Raw genomic sequence first — 24,320 nt, 5'->3', positions numbered from 1 at the left:
GCTAGCCGCATAGCCGACATTTGCGAGGTGGAAGCTCAGCGTCGGTCGATAAGTCGAGGAAGTGAAGAATGCGCATGTTTGTTTAAGCTGAACTGGCACCGCGCGCTACTTGCTGGCCAATTTGACGCTCACCGCGGTCTAACCAGCCACACCCCTCGAAGCCCCGCCTAGCGGGGCTTATTCCGTTCTCGCCGCGCTTCTTTATCCGCTTGGCGCCGCGCGGCCCTGTTCATTGGCATGCCTCCCTCGCCAAGGTAGCTTGGTGGGGCGTCGACGAACCGGAACGGGGCAGGAAACTCGGCCTCGGTGTGCCGAAATAGCTTCGTCTCGGTTTTCGGTCGCAGGATGTCGAGTTCGTCCGCTTGCTTACGCCATCCCTTGAGTTCCTCGTCCGACATCTCAGATAGGTCGACGTGCATGAAATCCTGGGACGCCGTCCCCTCTGAGAACGGCTCACTGGCCACCCCGATGGCCTCCTTCAGCGTTGGCATTGCGTCTTTGACGGCGTGGCAGTAGACCATGAGGGTGTGCATCCGCCGGTGCCGGTAGGTCGTGTCGTAGTCCTCGCCTTCTGTCCTCGGGATGGTGAGGAAGACAAAGGCTTGGTCGGGTGGACGGCCGGTCATCTTGATGCGGGCGAACATGCGGCCCGGGTCGCTGCGGTGCATCGCAACTTGAAGGTCCGCAGACAGGCTGCGCCGGGCGAGACGCGGTTGGGCGGCGTGGGCTCGAACGATGCGCTCGTGATTAACGCCGTCCATGGTCGGCTGCCAGGGCACGGTGATGGCTTTGCCCGAGCGGATGAACCCGCTCTGGTGTTCGATGAGCGCATCCCACATGTAGCTGATTTCGTTCGCCTTCTGCTTGGCTTTCCATTGGGGACTTGCTCGGTACACCTCCCAGTCGCCCTCGGGAAGAGCGACGAAGTTGACGCCCTTCGGTGTCTTGGGGAACGCATGCTCCTCGTCGCGCATCGTGGACATATATCGAGCGAGTAGCTCCTCCTCACCCGGCACGGAGACGATGACACCCGGCTGCTGCATGAACTCTTCTTTCTTCTTCAGGTATCCAACCAAGTCGGGCACCGTGTCGAGCTCCTCGAGCAGCAGGTCAACCGTCATCTCGTCAAGGACGTGGACAAAACGGCGGCTCTCCAGGGGGAAGCCGATGTGGAATGGCGTTTGCGCATGAGCGGCCTTGCCCACCAGCTCGTTGAGCAGCATGACGCTGCCTGAACTTCCGCCACCGAAGAACTGTCGCGCGGGCAAGTGCGACCCTCGTGTCACAGCGATGAGGTAGTAGCGCGCTACGCTGGCGTCGGGGAGCTCAATGGGCAGCGGTGACTGACCGGCCTTGTCCAAGAAGATTCGCTTCGGGAATGCCTTGATGAACTTCTCGGCTCCCGCGAGTTGCTTCGCCGACTTGTCGATCGCGCTTCGGTACCACCGGGGCCAGGCGACCGCCACATCCACGTTGCTCCGGTAGGCGCAGTCTTTGTCTGAGAACAGCAGCACGTCGTTTCCGAAAACAACCAACAGGTCGCAGAGTTCCTTGCCATCCCCTTTGCCATTGGCCCGTCCCTCGTCCGTGAAGACGTTCGGATAGCTCCATAGGGTCAGGAACGCTTTGCGCGCGAGGCTGGCGAGCGCCCGCTCTGACGGCGTCGTTCCGTCTGCCGAAGCTGCCTTTTCCCATGCCGTCTCTTCTGTCATCGCGTCCTCGCTGGGAGCTGGCGAACTCGCCGGGAGTTGTCAAGGAGACTTCGCCGCGCGCCTACGTTGCCCGCGCGTCGCTTGCCACCCAAGCGGTCATTGGCGAGTGACCGGTTGTGGCCGATATTACCCGTTCGCACCCTTCCAGCGAGCGACCGAGTTCAGTCTGAACCCGACTTCCGTTATGCAGCGTTGCTGCCGATCGGCGATCTGGGCTAGCTCCAGCCAGGCAACGTCTGGCTCGGTGAAAGTGAACTTCGGAAAGGCTGCGCACCCACTTGAAACCGCTCCAACGTAACTTGCGCGCGGGTTGCTTTCGCCAGCAGCAAGTAGCAGCGCGTGAGACTTGTTTCGTGCTGGGCCAGCTTGGAGCTTTGGCAGATATCTGCTCGGACGGTTGAGCGATCTGTTATCCACTTTGCCTCCGTGAGTGGCGCGTAGCAGGCGCAGACCATCGAAATCGTCGCCCTCAACGATCAGGTTACGGTCTTACGTAGCGCCCTCCGGGGCGTGGTTGAATTGGGCACCTGACGGGGTAAAACCAGGTAGCATATCGCTGCATTGCGCTAATGCCATGACACCGATGCAAACTCAGAAAGACTTCACCTTTTTTGATGGCAGCAAGGACTAAAGCGGATGCCCCTGCTTATAGAGCCAATCAAAAAACCAGGAAAAACTTCTCACCAAGGGCCACCAAGTCTGATTTCCTCCATAGGGGGTACAAGGTCCATTGCTATGACCCATCGCGGTCGCCCCTGAATTTGCGCATAAACACGCCCTGTTTGCGCCGTTTTTGCCGAAAATTTGCATTAAACCGCACTTCGCCAGTTTGACCTCCCAAAGCCAGCATTAAATTTGCGTTTGGCGGGCACTATTCTTCTGAGTGCAAATCCGCCATCAGGTCGGCAACAGTACCAAAGCGAGGCACCGTCATTTGCCGGACTTCCAGCATGGCGGCACGAGTGACTTCGTTGGGAACAGGGTCGAAGGGCAGCCGGCCATCTTCGACCACGCGGTGAAGTAGCAGGCGAATCGCGTCGGGGATCGTCAACCCCATCGTCGCCAGGGCTGCAACTGCGCGCTCTTTAGTCACGCTATCAAGACGGGCGCGGACATAGGTGGCGGTGCTGGTGCTGGTGCTGGTGCTGGTGCTGGTGCTGGTGCTGGTGCCCATGTGTATTCCTTGAGCCCATTGTGGCCACAATGCGGGTCCTCTTCAAGGCCGCGTTAAGTGCGCGCCCGCATCCCGATTTCTAGTAGGGGGGGAGTAGTCCCCGTATCCATTAATCAGCAATGACTGAGTCAAAATCTATATCCGGCGCGGCCTCCCGGGCCATTTCACTTTCCAATCTGATCCGCCGCACACGGGCATCAGGATGAAGCTCGAGCCGTTGCTCCTCAAGCATGAGCCTGTAGCCCAGCTCTCGCAGGAGCATCTCCTCAAGTTTCTCCCGGTCAAGTCTTCGTAATGCCGTAAAGCCATCGTGCTGAAGCAGGACGATGTCTTCCGCGTGCAGATTGACGATCGTCATGAGCGCCTTAGCCTCTACCCCTTGAACAAGGTGCGCCAGCTGTTTCGCGGGTTTCGCTTCACCGCTGATGGCCTTTCCGTAGGCGTTGGTAAGGCTGCCGTTCGCGGTTCTGGGCCACCCGTCCAGGATCGCCCTCCCTGCACGCGCAATCTCCTTGCTTAGCGCCCTGAATACAGGCAGCGCATATAACCTCGCCGCTGCGTCCAGGCCGATCATCGAGGGAATTGCATCCTTGCGCCGAACCGAGGCCCTGGCGCCATACAAGAGCGCCAACAAACACTGCTTGGCCTGGTAGACCGAGATTGACGCACCGTCCGCAACTGCTTGCCGAACCTCGGCCTTGTTGGCCATGTAGTGCTCAATGCATAGGCAAGTGACGCCGGCCTTGGCCGCCAGCTGCGAGACGATGGTGAAGTGACAGTTGGAGAAGTCGTATTCCCAGAGTCCGTGCAGGGCGGCTTCCTTGATCAGTCCGGGCGCGCTCTGGAGGTTCAAACCACGGGCGTACAGCCGACCATTGGGCGCGATCGAATACACCTGCGGGATGTACCCAGGCCCGGCAAGGATCGTGTTGGACATCCTGATAAACCTGACCGTCATATCTCGAAGGCGTTTAATGAACTGGCGCAACGTGCCCTCCACCCCCTCGGTGTCCCGCAAGCAAGTCTCCAACCACAGGCGCAAACTGTCCAACATCTCGGTATTCACCGGAACCTTGTTCATGCCCTTCGCGCGGCCCCAGTAGGCCGTGCTGATGGTCCTGCCGTTGGTATCTCTTGACGAGACCGCACTGGGGAGGCTGACGGCCACCTTCATACGCTTGCCGCTCAGCCATAGCAGGTTCACCGGGCCGGTAGACGGCTTGTCGGCGTAGGCGTTGAGAGCTCGACGCACCTGGGCAGAGAACCAATAGGCCCTCGTGGTGCCGTCTTTTTTTGACCACCCTGACGACCGCCGAAACAAGTCGATGCGGAGGAGCAGAGACGGGAATCGCCCGCGCCCAAACAGCTTGTCTTGCTCTTGTGCGCTGAAGCTCATCGCCCCGGCTTCCGTGCGGTGCTGGCGACGCTTCTGTACGCCCTCCCATACCATCCGGGCCATCCCCCACTGATCCCGCTGAGACTCGCGACCAAAGTCCGCGACACGCTCGCGCAGATTCTGGATGAAATCCTGCGGGATGAACACATCCCGTCCTGCCAATTACTTCTCCTTGGGCCTTGACGTGATCACCGGCACGCCTGATGGCGGCGAGTATATCGGCACGTAGCAGTCGTGCCGACTTTGAGCCCAGAGCGCTGAACTTGCCGGCATAAGGGTCAGCAGCGACCACCAAGGCCGTTGCCAACCTCTTCAGCATTTCTGCGTCAGTTCAGCACGTTGTAGCCGCGTCCTGCCAGGCAGCGCTTGATGATGGTTTCCTGGTTGTCCGTAGCCGCACCTGCGCCGCCGATGGCGCCCACTGCCGCACCGTGGCCCGCCACATTGCCGCGGTAGCCGCGCGGCGCGATGGCTGCGCCCAGAATCGCGCCAAGCAGGGCGCCAGCCATGGCCCCTTGGGCGGCGTCCAGGCGCTGGGTGGCATATGCCTGGCACTCGCGCAGGTCGCTCTGAAAGCGCACCTCCGACTGGCCCTGCATGTCCACCAGCGGGACATAGCCGGCGCCGCGGGTGGCGCAGCCGGTTAGTAGGATACCTACCAAGGCGCCTATGATTGGCGTGCAAAATTTCATCGCTATTTCCTCCAGAACCGTCTTCGCTGTTATTAAAAAAATTCGAGCTACGTTGCAGGTGCGGTCAACGCATTTCGTGATTTATGTTAGCAGTTGTAACTTAAATTTCTGTCGAAATTTTGCGTGATTTATTGCCAATATTGCCGTTAGTAATTCGGTTTTGGCTGCCTTGAAATTTGTCTCAAAATAATGGTGGTCCAAGTGACCACGTTGGCGCAAAACCCATCCCGGTGAGCGGCCATGCACCTAGATGTCGGTCAGCGCTAACCCAAAATCATGGGGGCACCCTAACTCCCTCTGCCGTCGTCGCAGGCGATCAACACCCCTGCAGGCGATTCAGCTGGTCGCAAGTTCTGCCGGCCTGGAAGCATCCAGGTATGAAGGGCGTTGAAAAGTGATGCCGTAATTCAACTTGTTGATCAGTGACGCCTTGTCCGACAACGAGCTCAGCATTGACAAGGTCAGATACCCCCTCCCGGCGCCTGTTGCATGAATTGGCGCCTCGTCCTGGACGTGGCCAGTAATGCAAAACAGACTCAAAGGCGGCTTCTGCATCGCACCATGGGTCAGGATCGTGTGGCGAAAAGCGTGCATCCCAGTGATCTTGGACTTCGGGGTGTCATCGCGCAAACCCGTATCGCGGAGAAATTGGCGAAACCACTTTTCAGCATTGCCGCTCGCGCGTCGATTGATGGGCTCCCAAGCAGGAAACAAACGCCTTGCACCTTCAGCCTTGATCGCCGTTATGTATTCCACAAAACCCAGTTCAACCAGCGTTGAGTGAAATGGCACCTTACGTGAATCTCCGGTTTTGATGGACTTGACGATACCGTTGTCCGCCGGTGTATCTTCGTTAAACCAGAAATACCAAAGTCCGGTTTCTGGCTCCTGCAGGATGTCGGTTTGCGGGTTGAGCTGACAAATTTCATTCACGCGCGCCCCGGTGAACAAGCCTAAATGGCATAGCCAAAAATAATGCGCCAGATCTTTGTCGGCAGCGAATTTTTTCATTTCTACGCCACCAAACAAACGTTCAAGTTCAACCTGCGTGAATGATCTTTGCTTATTAACGCCCTCTTCCTCATCCCCAAGGTACTGGACGCCATCAACGGTTAGACCCAACGGAAATCCTTGATCCTGCCAGTCCCTTTTCGCCGCGATCAAGAATGGGCGCAGGGACGCTATGTAAGTGTCCTCCAGGCTTTTAGGGCCCAGCCGTTTCGGATGATCAAGGGCGGCCAGTTCCCGGATTGTGAGTTTCCTTTTCCGGCACTCATAAGACCACCGCGGAGGTAGTCGGCCCAAAACATCAAAAAATTTGTTGATGTCGTCTTGAAGGATTTCATCAACCGACTTATTGCCGACGAGCTCCAGGAGCATCGTAAGCACAGGCCTGTGCTTTTTGAGCATCTGCGGCCTATTGGTTTTCTCGTAGCCAGCTAAAAACCCGTCAACTACGTCCTTCAGAGTCGGCACCGGGACCGCCGCTGCCCGTTCAGGCGCAGGCAAAATTACCGTTGAAGCACTTCCATTGCGCCCAGTCAACGCGGCCATGAGGGCGCGGTTCTCTGCTTGAAGTTTCGCCATTTCAAGCTCTTTGAGATGTTGGCTTCTCTGGGCAATCAGCTCGTCCTGATGATCATCTTGCATGGCAAGCACCTGCATGCGGTGCTTAAGCTGCCGGGCAGCTTCCTTGAGCAACTCTAGATGCGCTCCTGGCTGCCGCTCTTCGTCGTCCTGAAGTGCTTTCATCGCCGTCCTGAGTTCAAAGAACATGCGCTTTGAGAATGCGGCGTAGTGAAGTGCCAATGGCGCAGCCTGATTTTTGTCGGCCGTGAGCAGTGCTTTTGTGATTTCTTGCGCTTCGACAATAAGACGAAGGTCTTGAGGAACACCGATGCGAAAAGTGAGGCCGTAGCCCCGGCGCTGGAGATAGGGCGCATTGTGAGCCATGAAGTATCCGTAGGCAGAGTGCATATGTAGCACTCTCTTGTAGCAAACAAGAAAAAACCTACGAAAAACAATAACTTATGTTCAAAATCAATGACTTAGAACCATTGGCGGAGAGGGTGGGATTCGAACCCACGGTACCTTGCGGTACGCCTGATTTCGAGTCAGGTACATTCGGCCACTCTGCCACCTCTCCTGTGTCGAGCCGCAATTCTAGCAGGCTCTGTATATAGGGCCCCCACGCTTTTCACTTCGTGTAATGCGCTGCCCCCCGAGGGGGTGCATTTTTCCTTGGGGCGGCCCGGCGGAAAAACACCGAGCCCCCACGCTTTTCACTTCGTGTAATGCGCTGCCCCCCGAGGGGGTGCACTTTTCCTTGGGGCGGCCCGGCGGAAAAACACCGAGCCCCCACGCTTGTCGCTTCGCGTACTGCGCTACCCCGAGGGGCTATGCCTGCTTCCTGTGGCAAAGGGTCAGGGTGCCAGCACCGTCACGCCGCCCATATAGGGCTGCAACACCAACGGCACCTCAACAGTGCCGTCGGCGTGCTGGTAATTTTCCAGCACGGCCACCAGGGTTCGGCCTACGGCGAGGCCGGAGCCGTTCAGGGTGTGCACGAACTCGTTTTTGCCTTGCGCGTTCTTGAAGCGGGCCTGCAGCCTGCGCGCCTGGAAGGCTTCGCAGTTGGAGATCGAGCTGATCTCGCGGTAGGTGCTCTGGGCGGGCAGCCACACCTCGAGGTCGTAGGTTTTGCTGGCGCCAAAGCCCATGTCGCCGGTGCACAGCAACATCACGCGGTAGGGCAGGCCGAGCTTTTGCAAAATCGTTTCGGCGTGGCCGGTCATGGCTTCCAGCGCTTCGTAGCTTTTCTCCGGATGCACGATCTGCACCATTTCCACCTTGTCGAACTGGTGCTGGCGGATCATGCCGCGGGTGTCGCGGCCGTAGCTGCCGGCTTCGGAGCGAAAGCACGGTGTGTGGGCGGTGAATTTCAGTGGCAGTTGCGCCTCCGGCACGATCTCGTCGCGCACGAAGTTGGTGAGCGGAACTTCCGAGGTGGGAATCAGGTAGAGCGCGGTGCTCTCGGCCTCGGCGGCGCCTTCCTGTCCGCCTTTTCTGGCAGCGAACAGGTCTTCTTCAAACTTGGGCAGCTGGCCGGTGCCGCGCAATGAGTCGCCATTGACGATGTACGGCGTGTAGCACTCGGTGTAGCCGTGCTCCAGCGTCTGCACGTCCAGCATGAACTGGGCCAAGGCGCGGTGCAGGCGCGCGAGCTGGCCTTTCATCACGGTGAAGCGGGAGCCCGTGAGCTTGGTGCCCAGCTCAAAGTCCAGCCCCAGTGGCTGGCCCACGTCCACATGGTCCTTGACCTCGAATGCAAAGGCCGGCGGCTCGCCGCCCGGGCCTTCGATCGGGCTCCATTTGCGCACTTCGACATTGCCCTGCTCGTCGGCGCCCAGCGGCACCGATTCGTGCGGCAAATTGGGCACCGCCAGCAGCAGGCCCTGCAGTTCGGCCTGGATCTGGTCGAGCCGCGCTGCGGAGGACTCCAGCTCGGCCTTGGAGGCGCTCACCTGCGCCATGATGGCGCTGGCGTCTTCGCCTTTGGACTTGAGCTGGCCAATCTGTTTGGACAGGGTGTTGCGCTGGCTTTGCAGCTCTTCCGTGCGGATTTGCAAGGCTTTGCGTTCGGCCTCCAGGGCCTGGAACGCGTCCACATTGAGGAAGGCTTGCGGGCTCTTGCGCATCTCCAGGCGGGCGATGGCCGAGGGAAGGTCTTTGCGGAGCAGGTTGATGTCTAGCATGGGGTGATTGTATTTCGGGGACTTTTGTACCGATTTAACTTCACACAAGCGACGCTGGGTCCAGGTTTGCGCCGCAAATGATGAGGCAGACCTTTTCATCGGTGCGCGGCACGTAGCGGCCGCTGTGCAGCGCGGCCAGCGGCAATGCAGCGGCGGGTTCAACGGCCAGTTTCAATTCGTTCCAGAGCCACGACTGCGCCGCCCGGATGGATTCGTCGCTGAGCAGCAGCGCATCGCGCACATGGGCCTGGGTGGCGTCCCACGCCAGCCCGCCAATACGTTTGGCGCCCAGAGAATCGGCCGCAATGCCGCTGATGGCCACGTCCACCGGCTCGCCGGCTTCGCGGGCCTTGAACAGCGTCGGCGCCAGTTCGGGCTCCAGCGCCACCACTCTAGAGCGCTGTTCAAACCAGCTGGCCACGCCGCCAATCAGGCCGCCGCCGCCGACGCTGACCAGCACGGCATCGGGCAGGCCGCCCTGCTGCTCGATTTCCAGCGCCAGGGTGCCGGCCCCGGTCAGGACTTCGGGCTGGTCATAGGCATGCGTGAGCAGCGCGCCGGTTTCCTGCTGGCGCGCCAGGCAGGCCTGCAGCGCATCGGCGTAAGCCGCGCCCGTGACCACGACCCGGGCGCCCTCCAGGCACAAACACCTCGCAGGGCACGCCCAGCGCCCTGGCCGCTGCCGCGGTGGAATTGCCGGCATTGCCACCCGACGCCACGATCACGCCGCTGGGCGGAATGGGGTTGGACAGCAGGCGGTTGAGCATGCCACGCGCCTTGAAACTGCCGCCCGTCTGCAAATGCTCCAGCTTGAGCCAGACTTCAGCGCAGGCCGCGCCCACCGCGCTGCCCGGCAGTTTCCACAGCGGAGTTTGGCGAACAAAGTGCCTGTAACCCTGATTGAACGCCAGCAGGCAGCGCTCGATTTGATAGCGGCTGACCATGGCCGCGATCAGGTCAGTTGATGCAGATGGCTGTCGCTGACATCCAGCGTGTGGCCCTGGGCATCCAGTTTCAGGCCCTTGGGCAGCGGAAACTTGATGGTTTCCTCGATGCCGTCCATCTTGCGCACGGAGACCGCGCCCAGCGCCCGGATACGGTCTATCACCTGCTTGACGAGTATCTCCGGGGCCGAGGCGCCGGCCGTCAGACCAACGCGGCTCTTGCCCTCGAACCATGACTCCCGTAGCTCGCTGGCGTCGTCCACCATGTAGGCCTCAGTGCCCAGCTTGGCGGCCAGCTCGCGCAGACGGTTGCTGTTCGAACTGGTCGGGCTGCCAACCACGATCAGGATATCCACCTGCGGGCTCAGCACCTTCACGGCGTCCTGCCGGTTTTGCGTGGCGTAGCAAATGTCCTGCTGCTTGGGCTCGCGCACCTGCGGAAAGCGCGCCTTCACGGCCGCGCTGATCTCGGCTGCGTCATCCACGCTCAGCGTGGTTTGCGTCACCACGGCCAGCCGCTCGGTTTGCGAGGGGGTGATGCGCGCCACATCGGCCACGTCTTCCACCAGGTGGATGCCGCTGTCGAGCTGGCCCATCGTGCCCTCCACCTCGGGGTGGCCCTTGTGGCCGATCATGATGAACTCGTAACCTTCCTTGTGCAGCTTGGCCACTTCGACGTGTACCTTGGTCACCAGCGGACAGGTGGCGTCAAAAATCTGGAAGCCGCGGGCGCGCGCCTCGTCCTGGATGGCCTTGCTCACGCCATGGGCGCTGAACACCAGCGTGGCGCCTGGCGGCACGTCGGACAGCTCTTCAATAAAGATCGCGCCCTTGGCCTTGAGCTCGTTGACCACATAGGTGTTGTGCACGATTTCATGGCGTACATAGATGGGTGCGCCAAACTTGGTGAGCGCCCGCTCGACGATTTCAATGGCCCGGTCGACACCGGCACAGAAGCCGCGTGGTTCCGCGAGCAGGATTTCGTCAAGTTGAGCCGGTTCCGCCGACAGGCCGCCCTTGGGCGGAACAGCCCCTTCTTCGTGTGAAAGGGGCAGCGCACCGCCGGAGGCATGCGAAGCGACAAACGTGGGGGCCTTATTGCTCATAAAACGCCAATCACTTGCACTTCAAACACCACCGGCTGGCCGGCCAGCGGGTGGTTGAAATCGAACTGCACGGCATCGCCGCCTTCCTTGACCTGCTGAACGGCGCCGGCGTATTGGCCCATGCCGTCCGGCGTGGGGAACTGCACCACATCGCCGACCTTGTACTGCTCGTCGGGATCGCCCAGCTCATTGAGCAGCTTGCGCGCCACCCATTGCACCAGGGTGGGGTTGCGCTCGCCAAAGGCCGCACCGGCGGCCAGTTCAAACGTGGTACGCGTGCCCTCAGGCAGGCCCAGCAGGCGCTGCTCGATGGCGGGCGACAACTCGCCGGTGCCCAGGCTCAGCGTGGCTGGCTTGCCGCCAAAGGTATTGATGATGTCGGCGCCGTCCGGGCCGGCCATGCGGTAATGCAGGGTCAGGAAAGAGCCTGGCTGGACAAGTGCGGGAGCGGTGGTTTCCACGGGGGGCATAAAACTCTCTGGGCCGGCGGGGGCGGCCAACAACTGTTTGTAAACTGCCTCTATTGTAGAAAGTAAGCCATGTCCGGGAGAAAAGCCGGATTTGCCCCGCTCCCCCTCCCTGATCGGACCCCTTCCCCCATGCTGCTGAAAGACCTGCCCGAGGACGCCCGCCCCCGAGAAAAACTGCTGGCGCGCGGCCCCGGCGCCCTCAGCGATGCCGAACTGCTGGCGCTGCTGCTGCGCACCGGCCTGCCCGGCAAGAATGCGCTGCAAATGGGCCAGGAACTGGTGGACACTTTCGGCGGCGTCGCCGGGCTGCTGCACACCGGTCCCGAAGCGCTCAAAAGCATCAAGGGCCTGGGCCCGGCCAAACGGGCCGAGCTGGTTGCGGTGCTGGAACTGGCCCGCCGTGCGCTGGCCGAAGAACTGAAGGAAAAGGCGCTGTTTTCCACACCGCAGGCCGTGCGTGACTATTTGCAGCTGCAGCTGGGCGGCCGGCCGCACGAAATCTTTGCCGTGCTGTTCCTGGACAGCCAGCACCGGCTGATTGCCCTGGAAGAGCTGTTTCGCGGCACGCTGACGCAAACCAGCGTCTACCCGCGCGAAGTCGTGGTGCGGGCACTGGCGCTGAACGCCGCCAGCGTGGTGCTGGCGCACAACCACCCCAGCGGCGGCGCCACGCCCTCCCGCGCCGACGAGGCGCTCACGCAAACCCTCAAGTCCGCGCTGGCGCTGGTGGATGTGCGCGTGCTCGACCATTTTGTGGTGACAAGTACCCAGGCGGTGTCGATGGCCGAGCTGGGTTTGCTCTAAAGTTGGCCCGATGAAATCTCCCGCCATCAAGGGCCTGAAGGGCCCTGAAACTGGAGATCGAGCCACGCGCCCGGCTGGCCGCAGAACTGCAAGCCGCCCGGCGCGCTGTGGCGCGCAAGCTACAGGCCAAAAAGGAACTGTTTGCCAGCGCCGTTAGCTCGGCGAAGGCACTTCCGCCACGTGCCGCCGATGACAAGCGCCATTTCCCCGGTAATCGCGAAAAGATTCGCGTTGCTCATGGATTCCTCTGGCTGTATATCTGAATTGTCCAAGGCGCCTTACAGTATCTCGAATAAGCCCGCGGCTCCCATGCCACCACCCACGCACATCGCGACAACGACGTATCGCACGCCGCGGCGCTTGCCTTCAAGCAGTGCGTGTCCGACGAGGCGCGATCCCGTCATGCCATATGGATGACCGATGGAGATCGCGCCCCCATTCACGTTGTACTTCTCAGGGTCGATACCGAGCTTGTCCCGGCAGTAGAGCACCTGGCAGGCAAACGCCTCGTTCAACTCCCAAAGGCCGATGTCTTGCACAGTGAGTCCATGCTTCGCCAACAGTTTGGGAATCGCGTACACGGGACCGATGCCCATTTCCTCTGGCGCGTTGCCGGACACGTACATGCCGCGATAGAAGCCCAGAGGAGCTAAGCCCTCACGTTCAGCGGCTTTCGCGTTCATCAACACGCAGGCGCTGGCGCCATCGGACAACTGGCTTGAATTGCCTGCTGTCACGCTCCCCGCCTCAAGGACCGACGGGAGGCCCGCGAGCGACTGCAAGCGCGTGTCGGGGGGGTTTCCTTCATCATGGGACAGCGTCACCTCCTTGTGGGTGACCTGACCGCTTTGCTTGTCTGTCACCACCATCGTCGTGGTGATGGGGACAATCTCGGTATCGAAACGGCCTTCAGACTGGGCCTTCGCAGTGCGCTGCTGGGAAGCGAAGGCGTACTCGTCCTGCTGTTCCCGCGAGATGCCGTACTTGCGTGCGATGTTTTCAGCGGTCTGCAGCATCGGCATGTAGGCATGCTCCGCAAACTTGAGCAGGTTTGAATCCTTCTCTGCCTGCACCCATTCGAAATAGCGGTTCTGCACGGCAGAAATGTTCTCCTGTCCGCCAGCGACGACGACCTCCATGCCATCGACCATGATCTGCTTGGCCGCCGTAGCAATCGCCATCAGCCCCGACGCGCATTGCCGGTCGATCGTCTGCCCGCTAACCGAATACGGCAAGCCCGCGGCGAGCGCAGCGTTGCGCCCTATGTTGGAACCGGCAGTGCCGGCGCAGAGCACGGTGCCGACAATGGCATCTTCAATGCGTTGCGGGTCGACGCCTGCACGTGCAACCGCATGGTGGATAGCATGGCCCATCAGGGTTGGCGACTTTGTATTGTTGAAGGCGCCACGAAACGCACGGCCAATCGGCGTGCGCGCGGTCGAGACAATTACAGCTTCATGCATGGTTTTCATCCGATTCAGTTAAACGATGGTCTGGCCGCTATCGACAGCGATCACTTGCCCAGTGATATGACGCGAGGCGGTGGATGCTGCTCACGGCATGACGCAATGCATGCGCATCCGGCTGGAATGAAAGGTGAAACGCTCGGGTCTGAGTGCCTCCCTGGCGCGAAGCATGGCCGGGATCTCCGTCTCCATGGTGGCGTTGGAACTAGGGACGATCTGACCGATTCGAAATAATTTACTCACGATGTGGGCTCCTTGGGAACGGAATGGGCAGGCAACCTGAAGCGCTGCAATGCCTGCAGCATTTCTTCCGGGATCGGCACACGCCGCCGCACTTCGCGGCTGATGCAGATCGGCGAGAAGCGGCCGGTGAACACGCGCCGCCCACCTTCCTGCACGGCCTCGACCCGGATATCGAAGCTGTGCTGCCGCACTTGCGAAATGCCGCAATGCATGTCGAACTCGTCTTCCGGCCAAAGGGCGCCATGGAACTCCAGGTCCATTCCCTTGCAGGGCGTGTTCACCTGCAGCGTCTTCAACCATTGCGCATAATTGCCCTGGCCCAGTTCGTTGAAGAGGTAGTTCACCGCGATCAGCAGGTACTCGGTGAACTTGCCGGTATAGACCACGCCCGCGGGATCGCAATCGGCCCAGCGCACGCGCTTTCTCACCACGAAGGGCTCGCGCGATATGAGGGCTTCGTAGCTGGCGACTCTTGCCCCCACGCTGGCGGCCACGGTCGCTTCGCCGGACAGGCCAACGCCAGAGTCGGTGGCGCTCATGCCGGGTGCCCGCTTTCTTCGTGGCTGGCCGTTTTTTCCCGGAGCACGCCTTCATGCTTTAGCTGCGCGAACAGCTCCGGATACTGCTCCGCCAGCCGCTTGTCGCTCATGCGCCCGGTGCGCGTCATGAAGGCGTGGATGAATTCATACGGGGAGTAGCGCCGCATCCATTCGCCGATGTTTTCATACCAGAGGTAGGACTTGCGGGAGGCTGTGAGCAGCTTGGCCTTTTCGGGGCCGCGCTTGTCGGTGAAGCGCTGCAGTCGCTGCAAGGCCGCGGGCTCCGTGGCTCCCGGCGGCGCTGCCTCGGTCAGAGCTTCCGCCAGGGCGATGGCGTCTTCCATCGCGATGCGGGTGCCCGAGCCGATGGAGAAATGCGCGCTGGTTTGCGCATCACCGATCAGTACGAAGTTGCCCGCGGTCCAGTATTTGTTTTCCGTGACCGGAAACTGGCGCCAGCTGGAGTTGTTGGAAATCAGCTTTTCCCCTTCGAGCTCGGGCGCGAACACGCGCTCGAAGAGTTCCTGCAGTTGTTCGTTGCTCATCGCCTGCATGTCGAACTTCAGCCAGGTGGCATGGTCGCACTCGGCCACGAAGGTACTGCCCGTGGCGCAGTAGGGATAGTAGTGGGCTACGAAGGAGCCGCCCTGCCAGTCGCGAAACACCAGCGCCGACTTGATGAAGACGCGCCGCGTGCCGAACCAGGCGAAGTGATTGGTGAGAAAAGACTTCGTGGTGCCGAACTCCTTTTGATGCGCGGCGCGCACGATCGAATTCACGCCGTCCGCGCCGACGATCACGTCCGCGTCGGCCAGGCCGTGCCGCGCCAGCTCGCTCGGGTGCTCGATGCGCTGGCCGAACCGGATGTCCACCCCCGCTTCCTTCGCCGTGTCCTGGAGCACATGCAGCAGGTCGATGCGCGCGATCGCGCCGCCCTTGGCCGGATGGTGGATGTCCACCGGCTGTTCCTTCAGGTTGATGGTCTGGCAGCCGGAGAAGGTCATCTTGCCGATGAGCCTGTCGTGCACCTGGGCATCGGCGGCCTGGATGCGGTTGAGGCCCGAGTCGGCCAGCACCACGCCGAAGCCGAAGGTCGAATCGGCGCCGTTCTGCTCGATGACGCTGACCTGCCAGTCGGGACGGCGGCGCTTGACGAGGATGGAAAGGTACAGGCCCGCGGGCCCGCCCCCGACGACGGCGATCTTCATGATGCAGCCTCCTCGATGGTCAGCGTGTCGTTGTCGAAATGGGTGATGTGGCCAACCAGGCCCCCTGTGAGCGCGCCGTGCCACACGGCAGGCTTGAAGCCCAGCTCCTTGCGCCTGAAGCTGAGCACCGGGCTGGCCGTAAGGCGCCAGTAACCAAGGCGCGGACCTTCCACCTTGCAACCGGACAGCTCGCGCGCATGCTCAACCAGGGGCAAGAACTCGGGCACATCGAGGACGAAGATCGAGGGCATCATGACACCTCCGCTTGACGATCGAATTCGGCAGCCAGGGCCTTGCCCTTGCGGGTCCAGACCTGGTCGATGGCGTCGAACGGGACCGAGATTCTTGCGTTTTCCAGCGCCACGGCAGCCTCGATGGTTCGAGTCGCGTCTTGCCTGTCGACGGTTTCGAAGGGCCGCACCTGCCAGGTCACTTCCAGCGAATAGCCGTTGGGATCGTCGAAGTAAATCGATTCGATGACCTCGTGGCGGATCTGGTACTTCACCTCGATGCCCGCCGCTTCGATCTTGGCGCGGCAGGCCAGTAGGTCTTCGCGCGTGGCGACGCGCCAGGCCGTGTGCGAAGCGCGGTAGCGGTAGTCGTCGCGCACCGCCACGAAATCGGGCGGTGTGGTGCCAATGTAGTAGAAAAAGGCGATGGTGCTGCCGTTGCCGCTGTCGAAGAAGAAGTGCAGGAAGTCGGCATGGTCTTCCGGACCCCAGCCGCGCGCCGAGATCGCATGGACCAGGGGCAGGCCCAGCAGGTCGCGGTAGAAGTGCACGGTCTCGGCGAGCTTCCAGGTGGGTCGGGCGGTGTGGTGCACGCCGGCGATGGGGATGGATTGGTTTTCAGTCATGGCATTCTCCTGGGTCAGGCAGCGGCTTTTTCCGCAGCAAGTTTTTCGATGATGATTTCCTTCAGCGCAGGCTTGCTCAGCTTGCCCGATTTGGTCAGCGGCAATTCGCCAAGCACTTCGATGCGCTCGGGCCACTTGAACTTGGCCAGCCCGGCCTGCTCCAGAAAGGCCCCGAGTTCCGCCGTGGAAGGCGCCTGCGCGCCATCGCGCAAGGTCACGAAGGCGCAGATGCGCTCGCCGTAGACCTTGTCCGGCATGCCGACTACGGCAGTGGCGACGATGGCAGGATGGCGGCTCACGAGAAGCTCGACTTCCTCGCAATTGACCTTCTCCCCGGCGCGGTCCACCACATCCTTGGTGCGGCCGCGGAACTGGTAGTAGCGCTTGCCGCCGATGTCGCGAAACAGCATGAGGTCACCCGACCGGTAGAAGCCCTGGCTGGTGAAGGTCTGCGCATCGCGCTCGGGCGCATCGTAGTAGCCGTGGATGGTGTAGGGCCCGGCGAAGGCGCACTCGCCTTCCACGCCCTCTTCGGTGATCTCCTCTTCGGTGCCGATCTTGAACAGCTTGACCTGGTCCAGGGCGGAGACCGGCGCGCCAACCATGGTGTCCAGCACCACCTGCGGGTCGTCGCCGCGCGTGAGCATGATCACGCCTTCGGTCATGCCGAAGATGTGGCGCACCGGCGCGCCCAGAAGTTGCCGCAGCGCCGGTGCGTTGCTGGCGCTGATCACCCCACGCAGCCGGCGCAGCGGCAAGGCTCCGGACTGGATGGCGGGCTTGAGCTTTTCCACGATGGGCCCGGCCATGGCCGTCCAGGTGGGCTCGTAGCGCTTGAAGATGTCGCCCAGCACATCCGGCGCCAAGCTCGTCGCCACTGCCACCATGCCTCCTGTGAGCAGGAATGGCCCGAAGCAGCAGCCCATGTTGAGGTTGTGCATCATCGGCATCGGCATGAAGAGGCAGTCGTCGGGCCGGTAGCCATTCCACGCCGCCACCGCGCGCATGTTGTAGATGTACTCATTGTGAAAGCGCGGAATGATCTTGGGGACGCCCGTGGTGCCGCCGGAGAGCTGGAATACCGCGACCTGAAAGGGATCACGGGTGATGCGCGAGATGATCTCGCGCGCTTCCTGCGCCGTGACGGACTCGACGAGTTCGCGCAGGTGGCTGGCCGCGCCGCGCTTCTCGCCGCGCGCCTGCACGATCCATTGCATGCTGGGAATGCCTTCACGCATGCGTTCGGCGAAGGCGACGTCGTCGAACTTCGCGTCGTCGCCCTGAACGAAGTGCATGCGCGCCTGCGCATGCTGGCCCAGGTAGCCGATCTCCTGCTCGCGGTGCGCCGCCAGCGTGCACACAGGGATCAGGCCGGCCTTCAGGCAGGCGATGAAGCCGAACACCAGTTCGTTGCAGTTGCCGATCTGGAAGATCACCCGGTCCAGCGGCTGCAAGCCCAGGCGAAGGAAGGCTGCGGCGAGACGGTCGGTAATCTCATCCAACGCACCGTAGCTGTATTCGCCTTCGCTGCCGCAGAGTGCGAGGCGATCGGCGTGTTGCCGGAAGGACGCGCTGAAGGCCTCGGCCATGGTTTCGCGCGTCAGGACGCCGGCGTCGAGGTAGCGCTTCAGGTCGGTGCTTGGCGCGTAAACGACACCAGGCATGGGCTCGCGCACCTGGCCAAGGATGCTGCCTGGCATGGTCATGCCTCCTGCCGAGCCGCCTCAAAGGAGGCATGCGCCCCCTCGGGGGGCCGCGAACAAATGTGAGTTTGGGGGTTCATATTTTCTCCTTGCCGATGAAAACTGACTGGCTTATTCGGGCTTCAGGCCCAGCGTACGGATCACTCCGCCGAACAGCGCTTTCTCGCTCTTTACGAAGCGCTCCGCATCGGCCACGGAGCCGGGGGTAGCGTAAGTGCCGAATTCACGGAACTTGGCGATCACGTCGGGCTGCTGCATGGCCAGGTTGACCTCCGCGTTCAACCGTTGCAGCACCGCAGCCGGTGTGCCTTTGGGTGCGAGCATGGTGAACCAGCCGTAGACATTCAGGCCGGGCACCGCCTTGTTGGCGAGCGGCAGGCCTTCGAGGCCGGGCAGCTCGGTCTCGGACGCCACGGCCAAGGGACGCAGCTTGCCGGCCTTCACCAGTTGGATCAAGGGCCCGACGCCATCCACGTAAAGTGCAATATCGCCGTTCATCACGGCCTGTATGCCCTGCGCGGTATTGGAGAAAGAGATCTGCTGGAATTTCACCTCGGTTTTTATGCCGGCCAGCTCCGAGGCCAGGTGCGGGATGGACGTGCGCGTGGGATTGCCCACCGCCAGTTGGTCGGGTTTCGCCTTCGCGATGGCGATGGCTTCCGCGAAAGTCTTGGCCGGATGGGCCGCATTGGCGACAAACATCATGGGCGTCTTGCCAACCATGGCGACCGTCTCGAAATCACGCTCGACTTCGTAGTTCGCTTCCTTGTAGGTGAAGGGCGTTACCACCACCACCGCTGCCTGGGGCAAGGCGATGGTGTAGCCATCGGCAGGCGCCGCCTTCAGCTGGTTCATGGCCACGATGCCGCCTGCGCCGGGTTTGTTGTCCACGAGCACGGGCTGGCCCATCGACCGGTTCAACTTGTCGCCAATGATGCGGGCGATCAAGTCCGGGGCGCTGCCGGCCGGCGCGGCGACCAGCAGCCGGATGGGTTTTTGCGGCCAGGCGCCGGCGGTCTGCGCGCCGACGTTCAAGGCGGCGGCGGCAACCAGGGCGGTGAGGGTCAGCTTGTTCAGTGTCTTGAATTGCATGGTGTTTGTCTCCAGGGGTGTCGGTGGGTGAGAAATCTTCGAAGCGCGTAGGGGTGAACCCCTTGTCGTGGCAATCAGGGCGCGGGCGCTTCGCGCAGCCATTGCTGCACCATCCGGCCGGCGACGACCTGACCCGACTCTTCACCTTCGGCCAAGGCCTGGCCATGGTGGTTGCCGCGCACTCGTTCGCGGCGCTTGTTGACCGCGCCTATCGAGTCGTAGATCGCCACCATGTCGGAGGGAAAGGCCGCCTGGTCGCCGGTGTACTCGATCACGAAGGAGGGCACGCTCAGCTCGGGCCCGCAGTTTTCGAAGCTGGCGTTCGAAGTGATGCCCGACCAGGTCGATAGCCAGGATTCCGGCGTCACCACGCGCGCAAATCCGACGCTGCCCAGGTTGGAGGCATAGGGATCGCGCCCCCACAGCGTGCCGACCTCGCGGTCGGACGGATCAAGGGAGAGGTCCCAGCAGCGCAGGTCGGCGTCGGTGCGCCAGATCTGGAAGATCTGCGTATGGGCCGCCAGCCGCTTCAGGGCGGGGGACGCCTCACCCTCCTTGACTTGCTTGCGCGCCCTGCCGCGCACGGCGAGCATTTCGCGCGCTTGTGCGTCAAGGCGCTCTATTCGCGCGCGCTGCGCACCGCGGTAGCGGCCGACGAACTCCGGCGCGTAGCGCGAGGAAGCTGGCGGCGCTGCGAAGCCGTTACGCGCATCGAAGGGATCGAGCGCACTGTCAACCGACAAGGGGTCCTGCTCGTCGGTGACCGAAGGATCGATCCCGTTCATGAGCAGCTTGCCTTGGCCCGGATGGGGCGAGACGAAAATCAGGTCGGTGGGCGCAGGCATGTCCGAGGTCGCCAGCTTGACGGGCCGGCCACCGGGCGTATGGGTCAAGCGGCGCTCGGGCGAACGCAAGGCCTGTTGGGTATAGAAAGCATAGAGACCGGCGCCGCCTGAATTGCCGAGCAGCACCGTCCGAGTGAAGCCAAGGCCGCGCAGGTGGGTCATGCCGGCGGCCACGTCGAGCAGTGCGAGTTCATGTTCGAGCCGCAGATCGTTGCCGATGGAGCGCGGCGCCTGCACCCAGGCGGCGCAGCCGGCGTCAAGCACGTCGGGCACCAGGTAGGGCGTACCTGTGAACTCGCGCGGATGCATCAGGCACACCACCGTCTTTTCATTGCCGGTCTGCGAATAGAGCAGGCCCAGCGTGCGCTGGTCGTCCGCGGTGCGCAGGCTATAAGGCACCACGCGGTAAGGGCGGTCCATGCGCGCCGGGTTCCAGCCCGCGCCGCGCAAGCCCGCGGTAACCTTGCCTTTTTTTGTCTCGTTCATGGTGTGTCCTGTGGATATAATTTAGACAGTCACAATTAAACAATTTAGACCATCACAATTAAATAAGTACAAACCCTGATATGCCAAAGTCAACCATGGAAACCGGGATCAAGCGCGCGCCGCATAGCCTCGATGCAGCGCAAAGTCGAGGGACCCCCCCGAAGCCAGAGCCTGTTGCCGAGGAAACCCCGGTTCGCAAGCGTGGACGCCCCAGCAGGACAGGCGCACCTGCGAACGGGACCGCGCCCGTGCTCTCGCGGGAACAGATCCTGGACCGGGCCACCACCATGGCCAAGGTCGAGCCACTGGGAGATATCTCTATGGTGGGCCTGGCGCGCGAGCTGGGCGTTACGCCGACCTTGATCCACTACTACATCGGTAGTCGTGACGACCTGATCTCCGGCGTGGCCAACCGCTACTTCAAGGAAAGGATCTCCCGCTTGCAGCCACTGACCGGCGACTGGCAGGGAGACCTGCGGCGCGAGGCGACGCAGTCGTTCAAGATGTGGGTGGAATACGGTGGAGTGTTGCGCTACATGATGTCGCACAACCGGTTTCGCCTGTTCCAGCAGGTGAGCGAAGGGGAGACAGATTACGGTGTTCTCTACCTCGATCGCCTCGCCGGGATTTTTCGCAAGGGGGGCTTCACGCCAAAGCAGGCGGCCATCGGCTATCACCTGCTGTCGCAGTACGTCATGTCATCGGCCTATGCTGAAGTTAGCCGGCAGCTGCCGGCCTTCCATGAGCATTACATCCGCGGGCAGATCGAATCGCGGCCTGCTGAGCAGTTGCCTGGGGCGCATTACTTCGCGGAAGCTTTTTCGACGCTGGACTCCGCAACGTCTTTCCCCGAAGGCCTGCGGCTTCTGATCGAGAGTTTCGAGTCCTGGCTCGGAACAAAGCCGCGAAGTGGCCGCGGGCAAGCGAAGGCGCAGTGAGCGGCTGCGGCATCGCGCGGCCCAATGGACAATCGCGGTTCAGCAGATGGCGTTACTTCTACAGTGAGATTTATGTCTATTCGGAAATTACTTGCACGTAAGGAGTTTTATCCGCGCGAAGTCGTGCAGCGCGCCTTGGCGCACAACCATCCCAGCGGCGCGGCTCAGCCCTCCCGCGCCGACGAAGCGCTCACGCAAACGCTCAAGTCCGCCCTGGGCCTGGTCGATGTGCGGGTACTTGACCATTTTGTGGTCACCAGTACCCAGGCAGTCTCGATGGCCGAGCTGGGACTGCTATAAAGTCCGGGCCATGAAAGCGTCCGCCCTCAAAAGCCTCAAGGACCTGAAGTCCGTCAAGCAGGAAATCGAAACGCGTGCCCGGCTGGCGCAAGAACAAGAGGCCGCACGGCGGGCCGCTGCGGCCAGGGCCAAAGCCGAAAAAGAACTCTTTGCGCGCGCCGTCGGCCCCGTCAAGGCCTTGCCGGCCAGGCACCTGCCCGGCAATCCGGGCCACCGGGCCAGCCTGCCGCCAGCGCAGCCCGCGCCCATTCCGGTGCAGCAGCAGCGCGACGAACTGGCCGTGATGCGCGAAGCCATCTCGGACGAGTTTGATGTGGAAAGCCTGCTGGATACCGACGAAGCCCTGAGTTTTCGCCGGCCTGGCATGGGGCCCGACGTGGTGCGCAAACTGCGCCGCGGCGGCTGGAGCATCCAGGGCCAGCTCGACCTACACGGCCTGCGGCGCGAGGACGCCCGCGAGGCACTGGCCCAGTTCATCAAGGACGCCCACAAAACCGGCTGGCGCTGCGTGCGCGTGGTGCACGGCAAGGGGCTGGGCTCGCCGGGCAAGACGCCGGTACTCAAGGGCAAGGTGCAGAGCTGGCTGATCCAGAAGCAGGAAGTGCTGGCCTTCGTGCAAGCCCGGCCGGCCGAAGGCGGCGCCGGGGCGCTGGTAGTGTTGCTGGCGCAGGGCTGAGGCAGACTGTCACAACCCGAACACGGCACGCCCGATGGCGGCGGATTCGTAGCCGTGCCTGAAAAGGAGCTCATAAGTCTGCAGTGGCACCTTTTTCAGCGAGGTCGGGTACGCGGCTGCAGCCTTCACGCTCTCCTTGTCGAGCCAGTTACCGGCGGGGCATGCGGCGCCTGAGCGCCTGGCAATGTCCTGGGCGGTGGCGCCGAGCCGCAAATAAGCGGCGCGCCCGCTTTCTTTCCACGCATAGGCCATCAGCCCTCTCGCGCGCAGCGCCCGGGTCTGGTCAGACATGATGTCGGCCACGCGCTTGAGCCGGAACAGGTTCAGCCGCCCCATGTCAAAGCCTTTGGGCAAAGGCGCGCCAGCGTCGGACGAAATGATCACGCCGTCAACTTTCGGCTTCGGGCCGAAACCGGCGTCAAAGAACGGCTCAAGCCCGAGGTTGTCGTACACACCGCCGTCATAAAGATGAATTCTGGCGAAGCGGTCTTCCGCCGGCCGGGCCTCATCGCCCGACGCATACATCGGAAGGTCCCAGTCGAAGCTGTCGGCTTGCAGGACATAAGGGCCTATCAGCCCGGGGAAGGCCGCGGACACGGCCATGGCGTCGCGCAGCGGAAACCGCTTCATCTGCGTAGCCCCCAGCGTCCAGTCGCGCAACTGGCCGCCTTCAATGCAGGCGCGCTTGCCGGTTTCGGCGGTGGTGGCATTGATCGACCAGACCGGCGATGCAGGAAGTTCATCGAGCAGGGCATCGACACCCCAGGTGCTGCCAATGGCCGAAGCCAGCACGTTGGCGCGAGACAGGGCAAAGCGCCAGTTGGCCGGGCGCAGCATGGCCAGCATCGCGGCCTTTTGCAGGTCTGTCTGCGTCAGCACGTCCTTCAGCTCCGGCAACAGCGCCTGGAGGTACTCGTCGCTGCTGGGCCAGCGCATGCCATTGAGCTGCAGGAGCAGGCCCACCAGCAGGCTTCCGCCGGACACGGTGGAGACCTTGCTCACGTGTTCCAGCGCCCCATGCTCCGCCAGGGATTTCAGCACCCCACAATGAAAGACCATGGCGCGCATTCCTCCACCCGAAAGGGCAAGGTAGATGGGCTTCATATCCGCATCCGCCACATTGCCGTGGCGTGAGCCTCGTCGCACCGGCGGCCGCACATCAAGGGCCGCAGCGAAGGGTTGCTCCGCGCAAGGCCAGCCGCCTCGGACGGCAGCGAAGCACACGCAGTGACAAGCGTCGGGGCTAACGCACGCAGCGAAGCGTCCCGCGAGCCGCGGCCTGCAAGGCCTCGCGTATTACACGCAGTGAAAAGCGTGGGGGCTAACAACTACTCACTCGCCACGATTTCGCATCCAGTCAGCCGTCTCGAAAAACGAGGCATTGAGCCGGGTGCGCAGGGCGTCGTCCACGCCGGTTTCGCGCATGGCCTGGTCCATGCAGGCCAGCCACTGGTCGCGCTCGAGGATACCGATTGAGCCGATGGAGCCGCCGCCGGTTTGCTGCGGCATGTGACGCATGCGCAGGCGCGGGTGGCCAAAGCGTTCGGTGTAGTGTTGCGGTCCGCCCAGCCAGCCGCACAAAAACCAGAACAGGCGCTGCCGGGCGTTGTCCAGCGTGCTGCCGTGCGCCGCGCGCAGGGCAGCGTAACCCGGCTCCAGGTCCATCAAGTCATAAAAGCGCTCGACCAGGGCCTTGACGCGCTCCTCGCCGCCTATCCAGGCGAACGGGGTTTCAAACGGCGGGTTGCCGGGGGGTTTTTCTTCGATCTGCATGCGGGTGGTTGGATAAGTGGCTGGGTTGAGAGATCTGCGTGCTTAGCGTAGAGCCCTCACCCCAACCCTCTCCCAGAGGGCGAGGGGGGCAAGATAATCCAGAGAGAGAGAGAGAGAGAGAGAGAGAGAGAGAGAGAGAGAC

The 24,320-nt window shown here is 62.2% G+C and carries 21 protein-coding genes, 1 tRNA gene and 3 pseudogenes; 4 read left to right on the top strand and 21 right to left on the bottom strand.

The annotated features are described in order from the left end of the window. Window positions 1-167: 167 nt before the first annotated feature. The 10 genes and pseudogenes from AC1DUB_RS00125 to AC1DUB_RS00080 all read right to left on the bottom strand — a co-directional run bounded on the left by AC1DUB_RS00125 (window position 168) and on the right by AC1DUB_RS00080 (window position 11,249). Window positions 168-1,712 (bottom strand): hypothetical protein, encoded by a 1,545-nt coding sequence (locus AC1DUB_RS00125; protein WP_477727769.1) that lies wholly within the window; start codon window positions 1,710-1,712, stop codon window positions 168-170. Window positions 1,713-2,583: 871 nt separating this feature from the next. Continuing rightward, window positions 2,584-2,886, bottom strand: a complete 303-nt coding sequence (locus AC1DUB_RS00120) for a type II toxin-antitoxin system RelB/DinJ family antitoxin (protein ID WP_477727768.1) — start codon at window positions 2,884-2,886, stop codon at window positions 2,584-2,586. 109 nt (window positions 2,887-2,995) lie between these two features. After that, entirely contained in the window at window positions 2,996-4,444 is a 1,449-nt protein-coding gene (locus AC1DUB_RS00115; protein WP_477727767.1) for a hypothetical protein, read from the bottom strand. 164 nt (window positions 4,445-4,608) lie between these two features. Beyond that, entirely contained in the window at window positions 4,609-4,974 is a 366-nt protein-coding gene (locus AC1DUB_RS00110; RefSeq protein WP_477727766.1) for a glycine zipper family protein, read from the bottom strand. A gap of 336 nt (window positions 4,975-5,310) precedes the next feature. Further along, window positions 5,311-6,951, bottom strand: coding sequence for a DUF6538 domain-containing protein (locus AC1DUB_RS00105; protein WP_477727765.1), 1,641 nt, complete (start codon window positions 6,949-6,951; stop codon window positions 5,311-5,313). A gap of 81 nt (window positions 6,952-7,032) precedes the next feature. Then, window positions 7,033-7,120, bottom strand: a tRNA-Ser gene (locus AC1DUB_RS00100). Window positions 7,121-7,397: 277 nt separating this feature from the next. After that, window positions 7,398-8,729, bottom strand: coding sequence for a serine--tRNA ligase (serS, locus tag AC1DUB_RS00095; protein WP_477727764.1), 1,332 nt, complete (start codon window positions 8,727-8,729; stop codon window positions 7,398-7,400). A gap of 40 nt (window positions 8,730-8,769) precedes the next feature. After that, window positions 8,770-9,673: pseudogene (locus AC1DUB_RS00090) on the bottom strand (threonine/serine dehydratase). A gap of 8 nt (window positions 9,674-9,681) precedes the next feature. Next, window positions 9,682-10,683: a 4-hydroxy-3-methylbut-2-enyl diphosphate reductase gene (gene ispH, locus AC1DUB_RS00085; protein ID WP_477728075.1), complete on the bottom strand. Its 1,002-nt coding sequence runs from the start codon at window positions 10,681-10,683 to the stop codon at window positions 9,682-9,684. Window positions 10,684-10,775: 92 nt separating this feature from the next. After that, entirely contained in the window at window positions 10,776-11,249 is a 474-nt protein-coding gene (locus tag AC1DUB_RS00080; protein WP_011481908.1) for an FKBP-type peptidyl-prolyl cis-trans isomerase, read from the bottom strand. Window positions 11,250-11,378: 129 nt separating this feature from the next. Between AC1DUB_RS00080 and radC the strand changes: the two genes are divergently transcribed. Then, the gene (gene radC / locus AC1DUB_RS00075; RefSeq protein ID WP_477727763.1) at window positions 11,379-12,053 is read left to right on the top strand and encodes a RadC family protein; all 675 of its coding nucleotides are present in this window, start codon (window positions 11,379-11,381) and stop codon (window positions 12,051-12,053) included. A 278-nt stretch (window positions 12,054-12,331) separates the two neighbouring features. On the opposite strand, the gene AC1DUB_RS00070 is transcribed toward radC, so the two are convergent. The 9 genes and pseudogenes from AC1DUB_RS00070 to AC1DUB_RS00030 form a co-directional block, all read right to left on the bottom strand. Next, window positions 12,332-13,516 (bottom strand): acetyl-CoA C-acyltransferase, encoded by a 1,185-nt coding sequence (locus AC1DUB_RS00070; protein ID WP_477727762.1) that lies wholly within the window; start codon window positions 13,514-13,516, stop codon window positions 12,332-12,334. A 108-nt stretch (window positions 13,517-13,624) separates the two neighbouring features. Beyond that, a pseudogene (locus AC1DUB_RS00065) lies at window positions 13,625-13,762 on the bottom strand (Asp/Glu racemase); the annotation flags it as partial. Then, a complete protein-coding gene (locus AC1DUB_RS00060) occupies window positions 13,759-14,301 on the bottom strand; it encodes an acyl-CoA thioesterase (protein ID WP_477727761.1) in 543 nt (180 codons plus the stop codon). The pseudogene AC1DUB_RS00065 and the gene AC1DUB_RS00060, both read right to left, overlap by 4 nt. Next, window positions 14,298-15,509: an FAD-dependent monooxygenase gene (locus tag AC1DUB_RS00055; RefSeq protein WP_477727760.1), complete on the bottom strand. Its 1,212-nt coding sequence runs from the start codon at window positions 15,507-15,509 to the stop codon at window positions 14,298-14,300. The genes AC1DUB_RS00060 and AC1DUB_RS00055 overlap by 4 nt, the downstream gene beginning before the upstream one ends. Further along, window positions 15,506-15,763, bottom strand: a complete 258-nt coding sequence (locus AC1DUB_RS00050) for a hypothetical protein (protein WP_477727759.1) — start codon at window positions 15,761-15,763, stop codon at window positions 15,506-15,508. Before AC1DUB_RS00050 ends, AC1DUB_RS00055 begins: the two co-directional genes overlap by 4 nt. After that, window positions 15,760-16,365, bottom strand: coding sequence for a VOC family protein (locus AC1DUB_RS00045; protein WP_477727758.1), 606 nt, complete (start codon window positions 16,363-16,365; stop codon window positions 15,760-15,762). Before AC1DUB_RS00045 ends, AC1DUB_RS00050 begins: the two co-directional genes overlap by 4 nt. Window positions 16,366-16,379: 14 nt before the next feature. Further along, entirely contained in the window at window positions 16,380-18,065 is a 1,686-nt protein-coding gene (locus tag AC1DUB_RS00040; RefSeq protein ID WP_477727757.1) for an AMP-binding protein, read from the bottom strand. A gap of 114 nt (window positions 18,066-18,179) precedes the next feature. Beyond that, a complete protein-coding gene (locus tag AC1DUB_RS00035) occupies window positions 18,180-19,160 on the bottom strand; it encodes a Bug family tripartite tricarboxylate transporter substrate binding protein (RefSeq protein ID WP_477727756.1) in 981 nt (326 codons plus the stop codon). A 74-nt stretch (window positions 19,161-19,234) separates the two neighbouring features. Further along, complete coding sequence (locus AC1DUB_RS00030) at window positions 19,235-20,491, bottom strand: alpha/beta hydrolase (RefSeq protein WP_477727755.1); 1,257 nt, start codon at window positions 20,489-20,491, stop codon at window positions 19,235-19,237. Window positions 20,492-20,586: 95 nt separating this feature from the next. On the opposite strand from AC1DUB_RS00030, the gene AC1DUB_RS00025 reads away from it, so the two are divergent. From AC1DUB_RS00025 to AC1DUB_RS00015, 3 genes and pseudogenes are all read left to right on the top strand, one after another. Further along, entirely contained in the window at window positions 20,587-21,429 is an 843-nt protein-coding gene (locus AC1DUB_RS00025; RefSeq protein WP_477727754.1) for a TetR/AcrR family transcriptional regulator, read from the top strand. A gap of 81 nt (window positions 21,430-21,510) precedes the next feature. Then, a pseudogene (locus AC1DUB_RS00020) lies at window positions 21,511-21,729 on the top strand (JAB domain-containing protein); the annotation flags it as partial. 10 nt (window positions 21,730-21,739) lie between these two features. Beyond that, the gene (locus AC1DUB_RS00015) at window positions 21,740-22,405 is read left to right on the top strand and encodes a Smr/MutS family protein (RefSeq protein ID WP_477727753.1); all 666 of its coding nucleotides are present in this window, start codon (window positions 21,740-21,742) and stop codon (window positions 22,403-22,405) included. Window positions 22,406-22,414: 9 nt separating this feature from the next. On the opposite strand, the gene AC1DUB_RS00010 is transcribed toward AC1DUB_RS00015, so the two are convergent. Next, window positions 22,415-23,509 carry a patatin-like phospholipase family protein gene (locus AC1DUB_RS00010; protein WP_477727752.1) on the bottom strand — a complete coding sequence of 365 codons (1,095 nt, stop codon included), beginning with the start codon at window positions 23,507-23,509 and terminating at the stop codon, window positions 22,415-22,417. A gap of 228 nt (window positions 23,510-23,737) precedes the next feature. Further along, window positions 23,738-24,178, bottom strand: coding sequence for a group II truncated hemoglobin (locus AC1DUB_RS00005; protein ID WP_477727751.1), 441 nt, complete (start codon window positions 24,176-24,178; stop codon window positions 23,738-23,740). Window positions 24,179-24,320: the final 142 nt, after the last annotated feature.

This window comes from Polaromonas sp. P4_F9 (assembly GCF_056401235.1).
This window is presented reverse-complemented; position numbering and strand designations above follow the sequence as displayed.